The organism is Tersicoccus solisilvae (genome assembly GCF_014643255.1).
Taxonomy (GTDB): domain Bacteria; phylum Actinomycetota; class Actinomycetes; order Actinomycetales; family Micrococcaceae; genus Tersicoccus; species Tersicoccus solisilvae.
This window is the reverse complement of sequence record NZ_BMJI01000001.1, coordinates 100,071-118,212: the sequence shown is the minus strand read 5'-3', so window position 1 is coordinate 118,212 and position 18,142 is coordinate 100,071. Positions and strand designations below refer to the sequence as shown.

Genomic DNA, 18,142 nt, shown 5'->3' with positions numbered 1-18,142 from the left:
GGGGCCGGATCCGTCAAGGATCCGGCCCCTTCTCGTTCCCTCCACCGAGGCCAGGGAGTTCCCCGGCGGGGATTCTGTTCCGCGCTCAGACGCCGCGCGGCTGTGTTGGTGCGCTCAGACGCCGCGGGGCTTGAGCACGACCTTGATGCAGTGGTCGTCCTTCTTCTGGAACGTGCGGTACAGGTCCGCCGCGTCGTCCAGGCTGCCGGTGTGCGTGGTCATGTCCTGCACGGCCAGCGGGTCCGACGGGTCGGAGACCAGCGGCATCAGCGTGTCCGTCCAGCGGCGCACGTTGGCCTGGCCCATGCGCAGGTTCACCTGCTTGTCGAACAGCTTCATCATGTTGATCGGATCCTTCGCGCCGCCGTAGACGCCCGAGATGGAGACGGTGCCGCCGCGGCGGACGGCGTCGAACGCGGAATTCAACGCGGTCAGCGCATCGACGCCGATCGTCTCGGTGGCCTTCTGCGCGAGCTTGTCCGGCAACAGGCCGGCCACGTTCTGCATCGTGCGGCCGAGCGGCGCGCTGTGCGCCTCCATGCCGACGGCGTCCACGACGCCGTCCGCGCCGCGGCCGTAGGTCTCCTCGCGGATCTGGTCGACGACGTCATCGCCCCAGGGGATGGTCTTCACGCCGTGGCGCTCCGCCATCGCCCGTCGGTCGGCCTCGGGCTCGACGGCGAGCACCTGGTAGCCGCGATGCACGCCGATCCGGGCCGCGAACTGGCCCACGGGGCCCAGACCGTAGACCACCAGGGTGCCGCCCTCCGGCACGTTGGCGTACTCGACGCCCTGCCAGGCGGTCGGGAGGATGTCGGAGAGGAACAGATACTGCTCGTCCGGTCCGTCAGCGGGAACCTTCATGGCCCCGTAGTCGGCGTGCGGCACGCGCAGGTACTCCGCCTGTCCGCCCGGGACGGCGCCGTACAGCTCGGAGAAGCCGAGCAGCGAGGCGCCCGTGCCCTTCTCGCGCACCTGGGTGGTCTCGCACTGCGACTGGAGGCCGTTGGTGCACATCCAGCAGTGGCCGCAGGAGATGTTGAACGGAATGACGACGCGGTCGCCGGGGGCGAGATTGGTGATGCCCGAGCCGACCTCGCGCACGATGCCCATCGGCTCGTGGCCGAGGATGTCGCCCGGGTTCATGTAGGGACCGAGCACCTCGTACAGGTGCAGGTCGGAGCCGCAGATCGCCGTCGACGTCACCTCGATGATCGCGTCGGTGGGCTGCTGGATGGTGGGGTCCGGCACCGTCTCGGTGGAGACCTTGCGCTTGCCCTGCCAGGTGACTGCCTTCACGTCGTCCTCCTCGTTCGTCGGATCGGTCCTTGTGGGGACCGCGTGCGGGTCGATCCTCAGCATACTGAGTAAGGGCCGGGGTGCGCGAGCCGGACGAGCGGGTTCCTGCTGACGGCGACTCCGGCGGCGGCGTCGCGAACCAACGGCTACACCGAGTGGGACGGGAGTGACGCATGTCGCCTCGACACCGTCACAGCAGCCCCACGGGTCACACTCGCTGTCGCAGTTGCACCGCGGACGCGCGCAACCCGGCCTCGGACACGCGAGAGGCCGGCCGGAACGTGATGGTCCGGCCGGCCCCTCGTGCCGGGATGGCTGCCTCAGGCCGCCAGCGTCTCCACCCGCGCGGGGGTCACGGTCAACGCGCCGTCCGCGACGCCCACCACGGCGGTGCCGCCCTTGTGCAGCGACCCGGCGACCAGCAGGTCGGCGACGGCGTCGTCGACGTGGCGCTGGATCGTCCGGCGCAGCGGGCGAGCGCCGTACTCGGGCTCGTATCCGGCGTCGGCCAGCCAGTCGACCGCGTCCGGCTCGACCGTCAGGGTGATGCCCTGGGCGCTCAGCCGGGCCCGGGTCCGGCCCAGCTGCAGGCCCACGATGGAGCGCAGCTGGTCCTTCTCGAGCTTGCGGAACAGCACGATGTCGTCGATCCGGTTGATGAACTCGGGCCGCATGGTCTCCCGCAGCCGGCCCATCACCCGGGCGCGCAGCTCCTCCTCGGAGCCGAACCCGTCGGCGTTGCCGGTGTGGAAGCCGAGCGCGCCGCCCTTGCTCGCGAGGAACTCGGAACCGACGTTGGACGTCATCACCACGACCGTGTTGCGGAAGTCCACGGTGCGGCCCTGACCGTCGGTCAGGCGGCCGTCGTCGAGCACCTGCAGCAGCAGGTTGAACACGTCCGGGTGCGCCTTCTCGACCTCGTCGAGCAGGATCACCGAGTACGGGTTCCGGCGGACCTTCTCCGTCAGTTGCCCCGCCTCGTCGTACCCGACGTACCCCGGAGGGGCGCCGACCAGCCGGCTGACGGTGTGCCGCTCGCCGAACTCGCTCATGTCGAGGCGGATCATCGCGGACTCGTCGCCGAACAGGGAGGCGGCCAGCGCCTTGGTCAGCTCGGTCTTGCCCACGCCGGTCGGGCCGAGGAACAGGAAGCTGCCCACCGGCCGGTCGGCGTCGCCCATCCCGGTGCGGTTGCGGCGCACGGCGCGGGCGATCGCGGTCACCGCGTCCTCCTGGCCGATGACCCGCTGGTGCAGGTCGGTCTCGAGGTGGGAGAGCCGGGACTTGTCGTCCTCGGTCAGCCGGGCGGCGGGGATGCCGGTGGCGCGGGAGATGATCTGCGCGATCAGGTCCTCGTCCACGGTGCGATCCGCATCACCGGTGCCGGCCGCGTGCGTCGCGGACAGCTCGGCGTCGGCCACCTTGCCCTTGGCGATCTCGACCGCGTCGCGCAGCGTCGAGGCCTCCTCGTAGCGCTCGTCCGCGACGGCGTCCTCCTTCGCGGCCTCCAGCCGGGCGACCTCGGCACGGAGGGCGTCGACGTCGACGGCGGGGCCGTGGCGCAGGCTCAGCCGAGCGCCGGCCTGGTCGATCAGATCGATCGCCTTGTCCGGCAGGTACCGGTCGGTGACGTAGCGGTGGGACATCTCGACGGCGGCGCGCAGGGCGTCGTCCGTGTAGGTGACCCCGTGGTGCTCCTCGTAGCGGTCCTTCAGCCCGGTCAGGATGAGCACGGCGTCCTCGACGCTCGGCTCCCCGACCGTGACGGGCTGGAAGCGGCGCTCCAGGGCCGGGTCCTTCTCGATCTTGCGGTACTCGCCCAGGGTGGTGGCGCCGATCAGGTGCAGCTCGCCACGGGCCAGCTTCGGCTTGAGGATGTTGCCCGCGTCCATGCCGCCCTCGGAGCCGCCTCCGGCGCCGACGACGGTGTGCAGCTCGTCGAGGAACACGATGACGTCGTCCTTCTGCTCCGCGATCTCGTCGAGCGTCTTCGTCAGACGCTCCTCGAAGTCACCCCGGTAGCGGGTGCCGGCGACCATGCCGGGCAGGTCGAGCGAGATGACGCGCTTGCCGCTCAGCTGGGCGGGCACCTCGTCCGCGACGATCGCCTGGGCCAGACCCTCGACGACGGCGGTCTTGCCGACGCCGGCCTCGCCGATGAGCACCGGGTTGTTCTTGGTGCGGCGGGCGAGGATCTCGATGGCCTGTTCGATCTCGTCGGCACGGCCGATCACCGGGTCCAGCTCGTGGTCGCGGGCGCGCTCGGTCAGGTCGGTGCCGTACTTCGCGAGCATGGATTCACCGTTCTGCCCTGCGGGACCGGAGCCCTGCTGGGCGCCCTGCTGACGGGCGGCCTCCTCGGCGCCGGCCTGCTGCAGGGTCTGCGGGGTGATGCCGGCACCCGTGAGGATCTGGCCCGCCGGTGCGTCCTGGTTGAGGACGAGCGCGAAGAACAGGTGCTCCGGGTCGATGTACGTGGAACCGAACGAGCGGGCCACCTGGTACGCGTCCAACAGGACGCGCTGGGCAGAGTGGGTCAGCGACGGGGCGGCCCCCGCGGGCTGGTCGGCCTTCTCCGGCAGCCGGGCATCGATCGCGCGCACGACGTCGTCGGGATCCGTTCCGAGGTGGCGAAGCCCCTCGCTGATGTCGTCCCGCTGGACCATGACGCGCAGCAGGTGCAGCGCGTCGACGTCGTGGTGACCGTGCTCGGCGGCGAACCGGACGGCGCCGGCGACGACGTCGTGGGTGCGGCGGGAGAGCAGACGGGTGAGGTCGACCGGGCGTCCGGAACGGGACGTCCGCTGGCCCTGCAGATACTGGGCCAGGAAGTCCTCGAACGATCCACTACCGGCGGCGGCGGGTCCGAAGAACATGGGCATGGGGTTTCCTCCTGAGAACCTGAGTGAAGTTCACTCATCTCAACGCCGTGCCGCAGAGGTTATTCCTGCCCGGACCGCACCTTGAGTCGACGCGACTCACCTCACAGCGGGCAGGATGGGGGCATGCTCGTGGACCTGACCCAGCCGATCCGCCCGGGCATGACCGTCGTGCCCGGCGACCCGCTCGTGGACTGTCGCCCGGCGCTCACCCTGGCGGACGACGGCGTCGCGGTCACCGGCCTTCGGCTCGGCTCGCACACGGGCACCCACGTCGACGCGCCGGCGCACGTCGTCCCGGGCGGCCGCACCGTCGATCGCGTCGACCTCGGGGAGCTGACCGGCGAGGCCCTCGTGCTGCGGGTGGACGGGCTCGCGCCCGGGGAGGTGATCACGCTCGCCCGTCTCGGGGACCTGCCGGCCGCCGTGCCCGCCCGCGTGCTCATGGCCACCGGGTGGGACCGTCATCTCGCCGCCGGGCCCACCGCCCTCCGTCACCCCGTCCTGGCCCCCGATGTCGCGGTGGAGCTGCTGGACTGGGGCATGCGGGTGCTGGGCGTGGACACGCTCAGTCCGGACGCGACGCTGCAACACGGACCGCCCGCTCTGCCGGTGCACGCGAGGGTGCTCGGCGCCGACGGACTGATCGTGGAGAACCTCACCGGGCTCACGGCGCTGCCCCGACGCGTCCGCGTCGGCGTCTTCCCGCTGCCCCTGGCCGACGGTGACGCCGCCCCGGTGCGCGCGGTCGCGTGGGTGTGAGCGGCGGGCACGGGTGATTCCGGCGGCCGGGCTCAGCCGCGCGGGGCGGGCAGCGCTCCGAGGTAACGGGTGGACGTGGTCGTGACGCCCAGGGCCCGCGCGACGTCGGCCGGTAGGGCGCCGGCCAGCCTCACGCCGGGGGCTCCGGTCGCGAGGGTGTAGTCGCCACGGGCCGCCCGAGGCATCACACTGTCGAGCGCGCCGATCCGCCACGTCGACCGTGACTCGTAGCCGCGGAACGACGCGGAGAACCGCGCCCGGTCGGCGGCCCGGAAGTACGCGACCGGTGCGGCCAGGTCGCTGCGCCACGCCATGAACAGCGGGTTGGCGTCGGCGCGGGAGACCACGAGGTTGTCGTCGAACGCGGAGAAGTACGCAGCCGGCAGGGTGTTGGCCGCGGCCCGGTAGGTGCCGTCCGGGTTCACGGCGTAGGCCATGTGGTCCGACTCGGCGATCACGTTGTACTTCAGCTCGACGTTGCGCACGTCCGGGCCGACGTCGGTCATGCCGAACAGGCCCTGCGTGCGGGCGTCGTCGTAGACCCGGATCGGCACGTCCTCGCGGATGTGCAGGAGGGTGTTGTGGTAGACCTTCGTGTTCGCCGACGTCACCTGGATGCCTGCGGAGGCGCCGTCGATCACGTTGCCGGCGATCAGCCCGGTGTCCGACACCTCGTGGAAGATGCCGATGCCACCGATGTCGCGGATCGTGTTGTAGGTGTAGGTGCCGTTGCGGCACAGCGAGTCGCACCACAGCCCGATCGCGTTGCCGCCGCTGTTCTGCACGAGGTTGCCGGTGAGTGTGAACTTCTGCAGGTGGGCCAGCTTGACCGCCGCCTGCCCGCACGAGATCGTGCAGTCGACGCCGAGGTCCTCCCACACGTTCCGGTTGAACACGTTGTTCGCGACGGTGAAGTCCGAGTCTCGCCCGGCGCGGGAGTCGCCGTTCGCCCCCAGGGGGGTGTCCCCGTTCCACGCGAACACCGACCGGCTGACGCGGGTGGTCGGCTGCGGCGTGCTGAAGACCAGGCCGGCCGCGGCGTTGGCGGTGAACACGGAGTTCTCGACGGTGGTGCGGCCGTTGCCCACGTAGACGGCTCCGGCGCTAATGCCGTCGTTGGGGTTGCTCCCGTAGCGGCGGACGCCGATTCCCTTGAGCGCCCAGGAGACGCCGGAGCCCGACGTCGTGCCGAGGATCAGCGCCTTCGGCCGGGCGGTCAGCTCCACGCGTCGACCCGCCGGATCCGTGCCCAGCTGAAGCGTCCGGGCGGACCAGTCGTAGTAGAACGTGCCCGGGCGCAGGCTGCTCGCGTGGGCGACCTGGGTCTGGGGCACGCCGTCGATGAAGGCCTGCTGCGGGTCCGACGGGAGCGTGTCCCCCGCGCCGACGACGGCGAAGTCGCGGTGGGCACACGGCCCGGAGTTGTCGGACTTCTGCGCCAGTGGCTCGCGCTCGTAGTAGCGACCTGCGCAGAACGTCGGCGTCGACCACGGAGTGGCCCAGCCGGCGCCACGCTTGACGAAGCGATCGGCCGAGACCACGTCGGAGCCGTCCAGCCAGGGCTGCTCGTGGGGGTAGGCCTGGAGGGTCAGCGCCTTCGCGGTGATGCGAGCGGCGCCCCCGTCGGTGGCGGCATCGCGGTACGTGCCGCCCCGCAGCACGATCGTGCCCCCGGCCGGCACGAGGTCGATCGCCCGGTTCAGCGTCCGGACGGGTGCCGCCACCGTGGTGCCCCGGTTGCCGTCGTTACCCTGCGGTGACATGAACACCGCGCCCGCGGGAATCGGATACGCGGTGTCCGGGATGCGCGTCCCCTCCGGGTCGAGTCCGGCGGTCGTGGTGGTCGTGGTGACCGGGCCGGCCGCCCCCGGCGCGGGGGCCGGTGCCGGCGCGGGCCCGGGAGCCGGTGCGGGCGCGGGAGCCGGCGCCGACGTCGCGGGCGTCGTGGCCCGCGCGGTCCAGAACGGGGTTCCCACGCGGGACCACCGCTGGGTGACCAGCGAGGCGGCCAGCGCGCTGCCGCGGACGGCGACGCGATGGTTGCGGCCGGTGGCGTCCGCGTACTCGTCGACGGCCACCTGGCAGGTGTCGACCTGACCGGCCGTCGCGTAAAAGTTGACGCCCTGGTCGACGTAGCCCTGTGCCTTCAGCGTCGACCGCACCGCTGCGTCCAGGGACCAGCGGAAGTCGTTGACGCCGGACTTGTAGAGGCGGTGGACCGCCGTCGTGCCCGAGAGAGCCGCGCTGCCCGCCTGGAAGACGCGGCCGCGGTTCTGGGTGTATCCGTACCGCGTGGTCGACTGGAGCGACTCGTTCTCCCACCGGGTCAGCAGGGAACCGCCCGGTGCCGGCTTGTCGGTCTGGAAGATCGGCGTCGTCATCGCGCGACACACGGCGCCCGTACTGGCGACGGCGGCCTGCGCCGGCGCCGCGGCCGTGGGCGCGGTGAGCAGGCCGGCGAGCACGGCCAGGACGGACGCACCGCGCACCAGACGCCGCGCCGGCGGGCGCGGGCGGGGGGACGGGAGGACGGGAAGGGCGGATGTCATGGGGTCACCTCTGATACAGGACGCCGATGTCGCACCGACGCCAGGAACTTTCGACCGCTGAGACCGTTGGGAAAGTCTACCCCTGCATAACGTTCCGGTAACAGAAGTGTCGTCATCGTGACCTGCCGGCGTTCAGCCGCGCCGCGTAGGCTGCCCGAAGAATCCCTTGTGCGACCCGTATCCCACCCCGAAGGAGAGCGACCACGTGAACGTGCTCGTGCCCACCGCCATGACCGCCACCGGACTGTTCGGGGGGTACGCCGTCGCCCGGTTGAGCGGCATTCGCCCGCTCGGGGGCGTCGTCCTCGCCGCTGCCGGTGCCGCCGCGTTCGCCGGCTGGAAGCAGAACGTCGGCACCGGGCGTGCGGCGGCGCTCACGGCCGTCTACCTCGGCGCCTTCGGCGGCTCGCACCCCCTGGCGAAGAAGCTCGGCGCCTGGCCCTCCGTGGCCACAGTGGCGGGAGCGACCGCCCTCGCCTCCCTCACCGCCGGCCGCCGCTGACCTTCCGCGACGGTCGGCGGCCACGCCGGTCGGCAGCGTCGACGCCGCGCAGACGCGGCTGCATGAAGGAGCAGCGATGAGCGGAGACGATCGGCTCGCCCGCCGGCTCGGCCTGCGCGACGCCGTCGTGATCGGCGTCGGGTCGATGATCGGAGCGGGCGTCTTCGCGGCCTTCGGCCCCGCGGCACGCGCTGCCGGCAGCTGGCTGTTGCTCGGCCTGGCCGTCGCCGCGGTCATCGCCTACGCCAACGCGGTGGCCTCCGCGCAGCTCGCCGCCGCCTACCCGACCTCCGGCGGAACGTACGTCTACGGCCGAGAACGGCTCGGACCCTGGTGGGGCTTCACGGCCGGCTGGGGCTTCGTCGTCGGCAAGACGGCGTCGTGCGCCGCCATGGCGCTGACCTTCGCCGCCTACGTGGTGCCGGGACCCGAGATCGCCCAGCGGGGCGTCGCCGTCGTCGCCGTCCTGGCGCTCGCCGCACTGAATCTGCGCGGGGTCACCCGGACGGCCGCGTTGACGCGGATCCTGGTGGCGATCACGCTGCTGTGTCTCGCGGTCCTGGTGATCGGCCTCTGGACGGCGCGCGACGGCGGGATGGCTCGCCTGGCCGGAGCTCCCGATCCCGGGGGCGCTCTCGGCGTCCTGCAGGCGGCCGGCCTGCTGTTCTTCGCCTTCGCCGGGTACGCCCGGATCGCGACGATGGGGGAGGAGGTGGTCCGCCCCCGCACGACGATCCCGCGGGCCATCCCCCTGGCGTTGGGTGTGGCGGTCGTCGTCTACGCGGTGGTGGGCGTCTCGGCGCTCGCCGCCGTGGGGCCGGCGACCCTGGCCGCGTCGACGGCGCCGCTGGTGGACGCGGTCGAGCAGAGCGGGGCCGGGGCGCTGGCCCCCGTGGTGCGGATCGGGGCGGCCGTCGCGAGCCTCGGCGCTCTGCTCGCGCTGATCGCCGGAATCGGGCGGACCGGTCTGGCGATGGCCCGGAACCGGGACCTGCCCGGTTGGCTCGCCGCCGTGCATCCGACCCGGCGGGTGCCGCATCATGCGGAGCTGGCGCTCGCCGTCGTCGTCAGTCTGCTCGTGCTGACCACCGACCTGCGGGGCGTGATCGGATTCTCGTCCTTCGGCGTGCTGCTGTACTACGCGATCGCGAACGCCGCCGCCTTCACGCAGCCGGCCTCGGACCGGCGGTGGCCACGTGCCCTCAACGCGCTCGGGCTGCTCGGCTGCGTGACGCTCGTGGTGACGCTGCCCGGGATCTCCGTGCTGACCGGCATCGCCATGTTCGCGGTCGGCCTGGCCGGTCGGGCACTGGTGCTGTGGCGGCGCTCGGCGACCGGCGGCGGTTCGGACGCCTGACGTCGGGCTGCCGCCGTAGAGTACGCATGCGTCGGCCCCACCAGAGGGGCCCACGTCACGAGGAGCGGTCCTGTGCTCGAGTTCGTCGGCCTGCCCACCCACATCCTGTTGCTGCACGCCGTCGTGGTGCTCTCCCCGCTGGCGGCGGTCGGCGGCATCCTCTACGCCGTCGTGCCGCGGTGGCGACGGGCGACGGAGCTCACGGTGGCGGTCCTCGGTATCGTGTCCGCGGGCTTCGCCGTCCTGACCGCCAGCGCCGGTGAGCGGCTCGAGGAGGCGCTGCCGGCCGAGCCACTGATCCGGGCGCACGCCGAGCAGGGCGACCTGCTCAAGGCCGTGGCTGTCGTCTTCGCAGGCCTGCTGGTCCTGCTGGTCCTCGCCACGGGTCCGTGGCTGACGCGCCGGCTGCCCCGGTTGGACCGGGTCAGGACCCTGCTGTGGCTGCGCGTGGTCCTGCAGGTGCTCACCGTGCTCGCCGGCGTGTTCCTCGTCTACCAGACCGTCGTCACCGGGCACTCGGGCGCCGCGGCCACCTGGTCGGACTGGCGGAAGGACTGACGACGCGCCGGGCGCGCGTCGTCAGCGGACCTGCAGCTCGCCCATCTCGTCCCAGCCGTCGCCGTCGACCCGCCGGGAGACGATCTTCGGCGTCGCGGTGAGGTACTGCGGGAACTCGTCCTTCATGGCCGCGAAGTGCGGGGAGGACACGTGCGCCTCGGCGGCGTCGTCGTCGAACGCCTCGACGAGCACGTACTCGTTCGGGTCGTCGACGCTGCGGGACCAGTCGAACCACTTGTTGCCCGGCTCGGCGCGGGTGGCCTCGGTGAACGCGCGGCTCAGCTCCGGCCACTGGTCGGCGTACTCGGGCTTCACGGGGAACTTGACGCAGATGAAGATCATGGTCGCCAGCCTAGGCCTGCGGCTGGAGCTGGCGCACACCCAGCAGGCCCCGGTGATGAGTTCGTTCGTGAGATTCCCCGGTATGAGCCGATAGGATCAACTCGGCCCGCGGTGGGCCAGTGACCAAATCTGGGGGTTGGCTGAATCGGCCTGACTTTCGTTCCTATCGGGAGCTTTGTCCGGCAAGTGCCGGCTGGGCTGATTCCAGGTCAGCGTAATACGCCTGCTCGACCTCGATCGGGGTGCGCATGTCGAGCTCGCCGTGGAGGCGCTGGTTGTTCCACCACCACACGTACTCGAGGGTCGCGCGTTCCACCTGCTCGACGGTCCGCCAAGGGCCGCGCTGACGGATCAGCTCGGTCTTGTAGAGGCCGTTCACGGCTCTTCAGAGTTGAGGTGGGGGTGGGCGGCGCGCCGGGGTAGGCCGGTTGCGGGGAGAAGTGGGTCGAGGCCTCCAGTATCGGTGGCGACCAAGCACACCGCCCCGGAAGGCCTCGACGTTGTCCGAGCTTACGGCGCCTCCTGCTGCGCGCTGCCATCACGACACTGCTTACTGCGCCAACTGTGATCTCCTCCTCGGTCTGGACCGGCTGCATGTGACCGCCGTCGACCGCGACGAGGCTCCGCTCGATGCCCTGGATAGCGGTGATCTGAGCCGGTCGGAGAGGGCCGGTGTCCAGCGGTGGCAGGTGCCGGACCTTGGCACGCCAGGTCGGTGCGTCGGCGTCGTCGTCGGCCTCCCGAAGAATGCGAGCGAGGCTACCGGGTTGCGGGAAGGCAAAGACGCGGCGCGCGCGCGGATCGGGATCGTAACCGTTGGTGAAGTGCGTCTCCGAGCCGCTGGCCTCGAAGACGAACGGCAGACGTCCGTCGACCGTCCGAGCCGCCAAACGTACGTCGGCGGGCAGGCCGCTGGCGTACATCGCCGACTGCCACTCCACGCCGGAGAGCGGGTGGCCCTGCGGTTTGGCCTCGATGACGCCCACAACTCGCTGGTCGACATACAGCAGGTAGTCCGCACGGCCGTGGCCCGGTTTCATCACGGACTCGCGGCGGGCGACACCCGGGCCGGCGAAGAGGTTGAGGTTCTTCTTGTCCTGTACCGACCAGCCGGCGGCCTCCAGCTGCGCGTCGATGAGGACACGAGCTCGCGCTTCGGCGGCGAGACGGTTCTCGGCGCTGCCGGTCACGAGAGTGCCAGTTCGGTTGCCTGGTAGCGCGTCAAGCGCATTTCTCTTCGGTTTCCGGGTCGGTGTCCCGTGCACGCTCGTACAGCCAGACGGCGTGATCGAGGTGGGTGTCGGTGGCACCGAAGTCTCCGCGAGTGCGAGCCTCGCGCAGCACGGCCTTTGGGTCATCCGTCCGGGCAATGCCGGCTTCGTCCGCGACGCGGTCGATGAAGCGGCGGATCCACGTGTCGACCTTGAAGTCGGGAGTGCCCAGAAGCACGCCGAAGTAGTCGCGGTAACCGGTCCGAGTCCGTGCACCGCTGTGTAGGCGTCGCGGTGCTTAGCATTTGTGGCGTCGTAGTCGCGCGCCTTTATCACGCCGACCGCCTTGCGGTTAAGCGCCGCTTCGAGAACGGCCGACGCCTTGGTCCGCCCATTCGTCTTCCCGTGTCCCAACACCGCAGTGAGCTGGCCTTCTGTGAGAGAAGTCAGCACGGCGAGAGACACGGAGGCGTCCGGGTACTTCTCGTTGAAGTCCCTCAGCCGGGGCAGGAGACCCTTACCGTTCTTCGTCTCGTAGACCATCTGCTTCGAATACACCGCGTCCACTAAGGCGGTACCGATGCGGTCGCCCCAGCCGCCGTCGAACTCAGTGAACTCGATCACGTGGGTCGGCTCCTCCGGGCGCCACAGGGCCTGCAGTTTCTCGCAGAAGTCCAGGTAGTAGAGGTATTCGTCGACGGACCACATCCACCGGCGGTACCCGATCGCCGCGGCCACCCGCTGGTCGAGGATCAGCGGGGCCGGTCCCCAGGAGGCGTCCCACGCGTCGTAGGCGCTGAAGTACAGCCAACGGCTGAAGAACGACGCGCCGAACCCCTGGACGTGGTGGTCGCCGCCGCGCTGCATCTGGGTGAAGGCCTCCGCGGTCCGGCCCGTCCGCACCAGTCGGTGGGCCTCGAGCAGCCGTTCCCCACGCCGGTGGGCTGGAGCGCCCGTACCGCGCGCCACGTCGCGTACTGCCTGGTCTCGCAGCCCCAGCCGGACATGCGCATGTACAACTCGATCGCCTCGGCCGGCGTCGTCAGCCCCACCGATCCCTGGTACAGGTCGGCGCGCCGGATCGACCGCCGGGCATCCGTCGCGGACACCGCCTCCGGCTGGTCGAGCGTGGCCGGCCACCAGCGTCGCCACTGGGCCGGACTGTACGTGAACGCCTCGGCCCGCACGGTCGCGTCACTGGGCGGGGTGTGGCGCCCTAGCCACCCGTCCAGGTCGCGGCCGATCTCCTCCGCCGTCTTCATCGTTGACCCCCCATGGATGCTTCCCCCGAAGCATGTAGATGCATCTGAATACTACTGACGGGTAGCTGTGCAGAACAGAGTGGTCGACGGGAATGGAGTAGTGGTGCAGCCGTGATATGCGTCACCAGCCGGGTGCATCGTTGCCCGGTGATGCGCATGTCGGCGCCCCGGTGGGATGCCCATGGCGGCGGCCCCGGCGCGACGAGATCCGCTGCCGCCCGGAATGGTTGACGCGTGCCGGCCCGGTCGATTGAATGACGGCAGGCGTCGATCGAGCTCGCTCGGTCGACCGGGGCGTCCTCCATCGAACGGGGTGAGTGTGCCGAGCTACGACTTCCGATGTGACGAGCACGGTGTCAGTACCGAGCGCCACTCGATGAGCACGGTGCCGACGACGTCGGTGTGCCCCGTGTGCGCCCTCCCCACGCGGCGCGTCTTCACCGCTCCCGCGCTCGGCCATGGCGGCAGCGCCGCCATGCGCGCCATCGACGCGACGAAGCAGACGGCCGACTCGCCGAGCGTCGTCTCCGCCGTCCCGCGGGACCGGAAGCCTCCGCGCCCGGTGTCCCGCGATCCCCGTCATTCCCGGTTGCCCCGCCCGTAGTTCGTCAGGAGTACCCAGTCCGTCCGGATCAGAAGGAGTGCACCATGCCCGACGTCATCTTCCCCCTCGACTCCACGAAGCCGTTCACCGAGCAGGAGATCCTCGGCCACAACCGGTGGCATCCCGACATCCCGGCCGCCGTGTCGGTCAAGCCCGGCCAGAGCGCCCGCATCGAGTGCCGCGAGTGGTTCGACGGCGCCATCAAGAACGACGACTCGGCCGACGACATCCGCGATGCTCCGCTGAACACGGTGCACCGTCTCTCGGGTCCCGTGCGGGTCGAGGGGGCGAAGCCCGGGGATCTGCTCGTCGTCGACATCCTCGACGTCGGCCCGATCCCGCAGGAGGAGGGTCCCCTCGCCGGGCAGGGCTGGGGCTACACGGGCATCTTCGCCAGGCGCAACGGCGGCAGTTTCCTGGTCGACCAGTTCCCCGACGCGTACAAGGCGATCTGGGACTTCGCCGGCGGGAAGGCCACGAGTCGCCACGTGCCGGGTGTCGAGTTCACCGGGCTGATCCATCCCGGCCTGATGGGGACGGCGCCCTCGCGGGAGCTCCTGAGCACCTGGAACACCCGTGAGGCGACGCTCATCGCCACCGATCCCGACCGCGTCCCGCCGCTCGCGCTTCCGCCGGAGCCCGACGGCGCCATCCTCGGCTCGCTCACCGGGGCTGACTTCGAGCGGGTGGCGTCCGAGGGGGCCCGCACCGCGCCGCCGCGCGAGAACGGCGGCAATCAGGACATCAAGAACCTCTCGAAAGGCACCCGCGTCTTCTACCCGGTGTTCGTCGACGGCGCCAACTTCTCCGTGGGGGACCTGCACTTCTCGCAGGGCGACGGCGAGATCACCTTCTGCGGGGGCATCGAGATGGGGGGCTACCTCGACCTGCGCTTCGACATCATCTCCGGCGGCATGGACACGTACGGGGTGGCCGAGAACGCCATCTTCCTGCCGGGCAACAGCGACCCGCAGTATTCCGAGTGGATCTCGTTCTCCGGCACCTCGGTCACCCTGGACGGGGAGCAGCGCTACCTCGACTCGCAGCTCGCCTATCAGCGTGCCTGCCTGCACGCGATCGACTACCTGACCAGGTTCGGGTACTCGCCCGAACAGGCGTACCTGCTGCTCGGCGCCGCACCGGTCGAGGGCCGCTTCTCCGGCGTCGTCGACATCCCGAACTCGTGCGCGACGATCTACGTCCCGACGGCGATCTTCGACGTCGACGTCCGGCCCAGCGCGAGTGGGCCGGCTCGCATCGACGCGGGTGTGGGGGCGCCGCACTCGGCGTTCTGAGAGTCGCTCGGCCGGTGGAGCTCAGGAGCCCCACCGGTCGAGGACACGGGCCACCATCGCCCGGCCCTCGGCCTCGAACACGGGATCGCCGACGTCGTGCGCCCACACCACGGTGCCGACCGACTGCAGCAGGTTGTCCAGCAACCAGGCGCCCGGCTCGTCCGCCGGGTCCCGCCCGTAGCCCGCGAGCAGCGCCTCCCACAGCACCGTGCTGCCGGTGAGCTGATGGGCCAGCCGGATGAGGTCGGAGACCCACGGCCGGTAGCCGGCGCGTCCCCAGTCGATGACGGAGACGACGCCGTCATGAATCAGCCAGTTCCGCGGCTGGTAGTCGCCGTGTGTCGCCGTGACCGGGCGCGGCTCGAGGCGGTGTCGTGCGGCGCGGGACCGGATTGCGGCGAGCTGGTCGGCGTCGACGAGGCCCTCCGCCCGCCGGATCAGGTCGCCGATCTTGTCCAGGGCAGCGCCGTCATACCCGGCGTTGACGTGGTCCGAGCCTGCGCCGTGCAGCCGAGCCAGCAACTGGCCGGCCTGCCGGTAGGTCTCCGGATCGCGCTCGGCGTCCGTGCCCTGTACGAGCTCGCCCGGCAGATATCGGGTGACGAGGATGCGGTGCTCCCTGTCGGCGTGCAGCAGGCGCGGGGTCCGGCCGGCGAGCGAACCCACCATGCGCCGGTGGGCGCGGATCTCGCGGGCGATGTGATGGGTCGTCGGACTGGCCTTGATGACGACGTCGTCGGTGGCCGTGCAACCGTGCAGCACGGTGATGTCCTGCAGCGGCCAGGACAGGTCGGCCACCTGCTCCCAGTCGCCGAGCCAGGACGAGAGCAGGCGGCGCTGCTCGGCGGTCAGGGCGTCGGACATGACGCGAATGTACGTGCTCGACGTCCTCCTGTCTCTTGCAACCGGGAATGATCCGTGTTGTCCTATGGTTCCAATAGTGGTTCCATGGGAGTGCTGGATCGAATCGAAGCGGCGGTTCGAGAATCACCGTCGTCCGTTCGCTTCAGCGACCTGGAGGCGCTGTGCCGTCACTACTTCGGTGCGCCACGACAGCGCGGGGGAAGTCACCTCGTATTCGCCACCCCTTGGGCTGGCGACCCGAGGGTCAATATCCAGAACAAGGGTGGCATGGCCAAGGTCTATCAGGTCAAACAGGTCGTCCTCGCCATCGATCGTCTCAAGGAGCAGAACAGTGAACCCGTGTGAGCCGTCCATCGTGGCCCACTACCGCTATGCGGTGACGTGGTCCCCGGAGGACGAGGGGTTCGTCGCTACCGTTGCGGAATTCCCATCGTTGTCCTGGCTGGACGCCGACAGGTTTGCCGCCCTCGAAGGGCTGGACCGACTCCTGCGTGATGTTGTCGCCGACATGTGCGCTCGGAACGAAGTAGTGCCGTTGCCCTTCGCTGAGCGTCAGTACAGCGGCAACCTCAAGGTTCGAGTGCCACCGGAGCGACACCGGCAGCTTGTCATCGAGGCGCAGGAAGCCGGGGTCTCGCTCAATCGCTATGTCAATGACCTGATCGCCCACTGAGCCGCCGGCTGGTGGCCGTGACGGTGAACCGATCACAGCAGAAGGGGCGGTGCCGACCGGCACCGCCCGTTCTGCTGGTATGGAGGTCGCCTCGACGGTCACTCCGTCGAGCGACCTCAGTCCTTCGACGACGCCCGCGGCTGCTCGGACTGCTCACCGAGCACGTCGTCGAGCGCCTCGCGAACCGCCTGACGGGTGGCCAGGCGAACGCTCGCGGCGCTCTGCTCCTCGGCCGTCCCGCCACCGGCGATCCGGTCGAGTTCTTCCTGTTCCTGCGTCAGGGCGTGGTCGCGGGCGCGGCGGATGCCTTCCCGCAGGTCGTCCTCAGCCATGTCGCTCTTCTCCGTTCCCGGGCTCGCCGCCGTGCTCAGTCGTCGATCTCCTCGAGCTTGAGCGCGACGCCGAGGGCGAAGAAGCTCGGCGCCCAGTGGCCGACGAAGATGCCCCAGCGGTCCGACTGGTCCTTCGAGTCACCCGGCTTCGCACGGCTGATGCCCCACGCGACGAACGACAGGGCGATGGAGGCGAAGCCTCCCGCGTAGGCCCACTCGCTGCGAACCCCGGCCTCGTGCAGTTTCTCGATCATGCTGGCCTCCGTCTCGACATCCGGACGGAATCACGCAGGCGCGTGGTCCGGTGTCACCAATCTACCTCGCAGATCGAGATATCAGTAGGGTGACAAACCGCCCGATCAGCCCAGCGTCGCCGTGATGCTGATGTCGACCGCCTTCAGCGCCTGGGACACCGGGCAGTGCTGTTTCGCCGAGTCCGCCACCCGGGAGAAGTCCTCGGCGGAGATGCCCGGCACCTCGCCGTCGACCGTCAGCACGATGCCCGTGATGCCCTTGCCCACTTCGAAGGTCACCTCGGCGCTGGTCCGCAGCGTCGTCGGCGGGGTGCCGTTCTCCTTCAGCTCGTTGGAGAACTGCATGGTGAAGCAGGTGGCGTGCGCGGCACCGATCAGCTCCTCCGGCGTCGTCGCCGAGCCGGACTCCTCCGCGCGGGCCTTCCAGTTGACGGCGAGGTTCGCCGCCCCGGAGGTGTCCAGGTTGACGGTGCCGGAACCGGTGAACAGGTCGCCGTTCCAGGTGGTGGTCGCCTTGTTCACGATTGGCTTGGGCATGACGGATCCTCTCGATCGATGGCGATGGTCCCGGAGCCGGGACGTCCACCGTCATCGTAGACAGCGGGCGCCGATCCGTCAGGGGCTTCCGGTCAGCAGAAGCCGGCCATCTCGACCCTCCCGGTGGCGCGGTTGACTGGGGTCATGACGAAGCTGCGCGCCGAGACGAACCACTTCGGGCACGACGTGTCCGCCGCCGTGCCGGACGCCGTCGACGGGGTGCTGGACCTCGCTGAGCCGCTGCAGCGGATCTGGGAGCGGGCGGCCGTGCACCTCGCCGTGCGCAGCAACGACGCCCACACCCTCTACGCGGTGGGCCTGGCGCAGGCGTTCCTCGCCGCCTACCCCGAGGCCGACGCCGACGTCGTGCTGCCGGCCATCATGCTGCACGACGTCGGCTGGTCCGCCGTGCCGCCGGACGAGGTGCTGGCGGCGATCGCCCCCGGTGGCGGCCGCCCCGACCTGGTGCTGCTGCACGAGCGGGAGGGGGCACGCCTCGCGGCCGGGATCCTGGCCGACGTCGGCTGGGACGAGGACCGCAGCGATCGGATCCTCGCCATCATCGATGGCCACGACAGCCGCCGCGAGGCCTTGTCCCTCGAGGACGCGATCGTCAAGGACGCCGACAAGACGTGGCGGCTGAGCCCCCACGGTCTGGACACCGTGATGGACTGGTTCGGCCTCGATCGCGCCGCGGCCCTGCGCCTCTGCGCGTCCCGGGTGCACGACCACCTGTTCACCGATGCCGCCCGGCATGTCGCCCGCGCCTTCAGTGCCCTCGAATCCGTCACGATGTGGCCCGAGCGGTCCCGGCTGCAGGCCTGACCTGCCGCGCTGGCTAGACTCCGCTCGAGCGCACCAC

At 70.5% G+C, this 18,142-nt stretch carries 18 protein-coding genes and 1 pseudogene; 9 read left to right on the top strand and 10 right to left on the bottom strand.

The window, feature by feature from the left end:
* Positions 1–114: 114 nt before the first annotated feature.
* Complete coding sequence (locus IEX22_RS00560; RefSeq protein ID WP_188664733.1) at positions 115–1,299, bottom strand: alcohol dehydrogenase catalytic domain-containing protein; 1,185 nt, start codon at positions 1,297–1,299, stop codon at positions 115–117.
* Between the two features lie 320 nt (positions 1,300–1,619).
* On the bottom strand, positions 1,620–4,181 hold the full coding sequence (locus tag IEX22_RS00555; protein ID WP_188664730.1) for an ATP-dependent Clp protease ATP-binding subunit: 2,562 nt from the start codon (positions 4,179–4,181) through the stop codon (positions 1,620–1,622).
* A gap of 123 nt (positions 4,182–4,304) precedes the next feature.
* On the opposite strand from IEX22_RS00555, the gene IEX22_RS00550 reads away from it, so the two are divergent.
* The gene (locus tag IEX22_RS00550; protein ID WP_188664726.1) at positions 4,305–4,940 is read left to right on the top strand and encodes a cyclase family protein; all 636 of its coding nucleotides are present in this window, start codon (positions 4,305–4,307) and stop codon (positions 4,938–4,940) included.
* A 32-nt stretch (positions 4,941–4,972) separates the two neighbouring features.
* Here IEX22_RS00550 and IEX22_RS00545 read toward each other — a convergent pair whose 3' ends face one another.
* Positions 4,973–7,489 carry a right-handed parallel beta-helix repeat-containing protein gene (locus IEX22_RS00545; protein ID WP_188664723.1) on the bottom strand — a complete coding sequence of 839 codons (2,517 nt, stop codon included), beginning with the start codon at positions 7,487–7,489 and terminating at the stop codon, positions 4,973–4,975.
* A gap of 229 nt (positions 7,490–7,718) precedes the next feature.
* On the opposite strand from IEX22_RS00545, the gene IEX22_RS00540 reads away from it, so the two are divergent.
* From IEX22_RS00540 to IEX22_RS00530, 3 genes are all read left to right on the top strand, one after another.
* Complete coding sequence (locus IEX22_RS00540; protein WP_188666028.1) at positions 7,719–7,991, top strand: hypothetical protein; 273 nt, start codon at positions 7,719–7,721, stop codon at positions 7,989–7,991.
* A gap of 76 nt (positions 7,992–8,067) precedes the next feature.
* On the top strand, positions 8,068–9,348 hold the full coding sequence (locus tag IEX22_RS00535) for an APC family permease (protein WP_188664720.1): 1,281 nt from the start codon (positions 8,068–8,070) through the stop codon (positions 9,346–9,348).
* 72 nt (positions 9,349–9,420) lie between these two features.
* Positions 9,421–9,906, top strand: a complete 486-nt coding sequence (locus tag IEX22_RS00530; RefSeq protein WP_188664719.1) for a DUF2231 domain-containing protein — start codon at positions 9,421–9,423, stop codon at positions 9,904–9,906.
* A 21-nt stretch (positions 9,907–9,927) separates the two neighbouring features.
* On the opposite strand, the gene IEX22_RS00525 is transcribed toward IEX22_RS00530, so the two are convergent.
* The 3 genes and pseudogenes from IEX22_RS00525 to IEX22_RS16090 all read right to left on the bottom strand — a co-directional run.
* Entirely contained in the window at positions 9,928–10,248 is a 321-nt protein-coding gene (locus IEX22_RS00525; RefSeq protein WP_188664716.1) for a putative quinol monooxygenase, read from the bottom strand.
* Positions 10,249–10,411: 163 nt separating this feature from the next.
* Entirely contained in the window at positions 10,412–10,627 is a 216-nt protein-coding gene (locus IEX22_RS15695) for an IS3 family transposase (RefSeq protein WP_438816571.1), read from the bottom strand.
* A 1,504-nt stretch (positions 10,628–12,131) separates the two neighbouring features.
* A pseudogene (locus IEX22_RS16090) lies at positions 12,132–12,721 on the bottom strand (8-oxoguanine DNA glycosylase OGG fold protein); the annotation flags it as partial.
* A gap of 175 nt (positions 12,722–12,896) precedes the next feature.
* Between IEX22_RS16090 and IEX22_RS15980 the strand changes: the two are divergent.
* Together IEX22_RS15980 and fmdA are read left to right on the top strand one after the other, a co-directional pair.
* Positions 12,897–13,325: an FmdB family zinc ribbon protein gene (locus tag IEX22_RS15980; protein WP_306464413.1), complete on the top strand. Its 429-nt coding sequence runs from the start codon at positions 12,897–12,899 to the stop codon at positions 13,323–13,325.
* Positions 13,326–13,369: 44 nt separating this feature from the next.
* The gene (fmdA, locus tag IEX22_RS00500) at positions 13,370–14,620 is read left to right on the top strand and encodes a formamidase (protein WP_188664710.1); all 1,251 of its coding nucleotides are present in this window, start codon (positions 13,370–13,372) and stop codon (positions 14,618–14,620) included.
* A 21-nt stretch (positions 14,621–14,641) separates the two neighbouring features.
* Here the strand turns inward: fmdA and IEX22_RS00495 are convergent, their stop codons facing one another.
* A complete protein-coding gene (locus IEX22_RS00495) occupies positions 14,642–15,484 on the bottom strand; it encodes a phosphotransferase enzyme family protein (RefSeq protein ID WP_188664706.1) in 843 nt (280 codons plus the stop codon).
* A gap of 84 nt (positions 15,485–15,568) precedes the next feature.
* On the opposite strand from IEX22_RS00495, the gene IEX22_RS00490 reads away from it, so the two are divergent.
* Complete coding sequence (locus IEX22_RS00490) at positions 15,569–15,829, top strand: toxin HicA (protein ID WP_188664690.1); 261 nt, start codon at positions 15,569–15,571, stop codon at positions 15,827–15,829.
* Between the two features lie 10 nt (positions 15,830–15,839).
* On the top strand, positions 15,840–16,157 hold the full coding sequence (locus IEX22_RS00485; protein WP_229659657.1) for a type II toxin-antitoxin system HicB family antitoxin: 318 nt from the start codon (positions 15,840–15,842) through the stop codon (positions 16,155–16,157).
* 116 nt (positions 16,158–16,273) lie between these two features.
* Here the strand turns inward: IEX22_RS00485 and IEX22_RS00480 are convergent, their stop codons facing one another.
* The 3 genes from IEX22_RS00480 to IEX22_RS00470 form a co-directional block, all read right to left on the bottom strand.
* Positions 16,274–16,489, bottom strand: a complete 216-nt coding sequence (locus IEX22_RS00480) for a hypothetical protein (protein WP_188664686.1) — start codon at positions 16,487–16,489, stop codon at positions 16,274–16,276.
* Positions 16,490–16,524: 35 nt separating this feature from the next.
* Complete coding sequence (locus tag IEX22_RS00475; RefSeq protein ID WP_188664684.1) at positions 16,525–16,743, bottom strand: hypothetical protein; 219 nt, start codon at positions 16,741–16,743, stop codon at positions 16,525–16,527.
* Between the two features lie 105 nt (positions 16,744–16,848).
* Entirely contained in the window at positions 16,849–17,280 is a 432-nt protein-coding gene (locus IEX22_RS00470) for an OsmC family peroxiredoxin (RefSeq protein WP_188664682.1), read from the bottom strand.
* A gap of 144 nt (positions 17,281–17,424) precedes the next feature.
* Between IEX22_RS00470 and IEX22_RS00465 the strand changes: the two genes are divergently transcribed.
* Positions 17,425–18,105 carry an HD domain-containing protein gene (locus IEX22_RS00465; protein ID WP_188664680.1) on the top strand — a complete coding sequence of 227 codons (681 nt, stop codon included), beginning with the start codon at positions 17,425–17,427 and terminating at the stop codon, positions 18,103–18,105.
* Positions 18,106–18,142 lie beyond the last annotated feature (37 nt).

Bases quoted from the DNA above. Each gene is read 5' to 3' on its own strand.
- IEX22_RS00555 (WP_188664730.1), bottom strand. From the start codon at position 4,181: ATGCCCATGTTCTTCGGACCCGCCGCCGCCGGTAGTGGATCGTTCGAG.
- IEX22_RS00550 (WP_188664726.1), top strand. From the start codon at position 4,305: ATGCTCGTGGACCTGACCCAGCCGATCCGCCCGGGCATGACCGTCGTG.
- IEX22_RS00545 (WP_188664723.1), bottom strand. From the start codon at position 7,489: ATGACATCCGCCCTTCCCGTCCTCCCGTCCCCCCGCCCGCGCCCGCCG.
- IEX22_RS00540 (WP_188666028.1), top strand. From the start codon at position 7,719: ATGACCGCCACCGGACTGTTCGGGGGGTACGCCGTCGCCCGGTTGAGC.
- IEX22_RS00535 (WP_188664720.1), top strand. From the start codon at position 8,068: ATGAGCGGAGACGATCGGCTCGCCCGCCGGCTCGGCCTGCGCGACGCC.
- IEX22_RS00525 (WP_188664716.1), bottom strand. From the start codon at position 10,248: ATGATCTTCATCTGCGTCAAGTTCCCCGTGAAGCCCGAGTACGCCGAC.
- IEX22_RS15980 (WP_306464413.1), top strand. From the start codon at position 12,897: ATGCCCATGGCGGCGGCCCCGGCGCGACGAGATCCGCTGCCGCCCGGA.
- fmdA (WP_188664710.1), top strand. From the start codon at position 13,370: ATGCCCGACGTCATCTTCCCCCTCGACTCCACGAAGCCGTTCACCGAG.
- IEX22_RS00495 (WP_188664706.1), bottom strand. From the start codon at position 15,484: ATGTCCGACGCCCTGACCGCCGAGCAGCGCCGCCTGCTCTCGTCCTGG.
- IEX22_RS00490 (WP_188664690.1), top strand. From the start codon at position 15,569: ATGGGAGTGCTGGATCGAATCGAAGCGGCGGTTCGAGAATCACCGTCG.
- IEX22_RS00480 (WP_188664686.1), bottom strand. From the start codon at position 16,489: ATGGCTGAGGACGACCTGCGGGAAGGCATCCGCCGCGCCCGCGACCAC.
- IEX22_RS00475 (WP_188664684.1), bottom strand. From the start codon at position 16,743: ATGATCGAGAAACTGCACGAGGCCGGGGTTCGCAGCGAGTGGGCCTAC.
- IEX22_RS00470 (WP_188664682.1), bottom strand. From the start codon at position 17,280: ATGCCCAAGCCAATCGTGAACAAGGCGACCACCACCTGGAACGGCGAC.
- IEX22_RS00465 (WP_188664680.1), top strand. From the start codon at position 17,425: ATGACGAAGCTGCGCGCCGAGACGAACCACTTCGGGCACGACGTGTCC.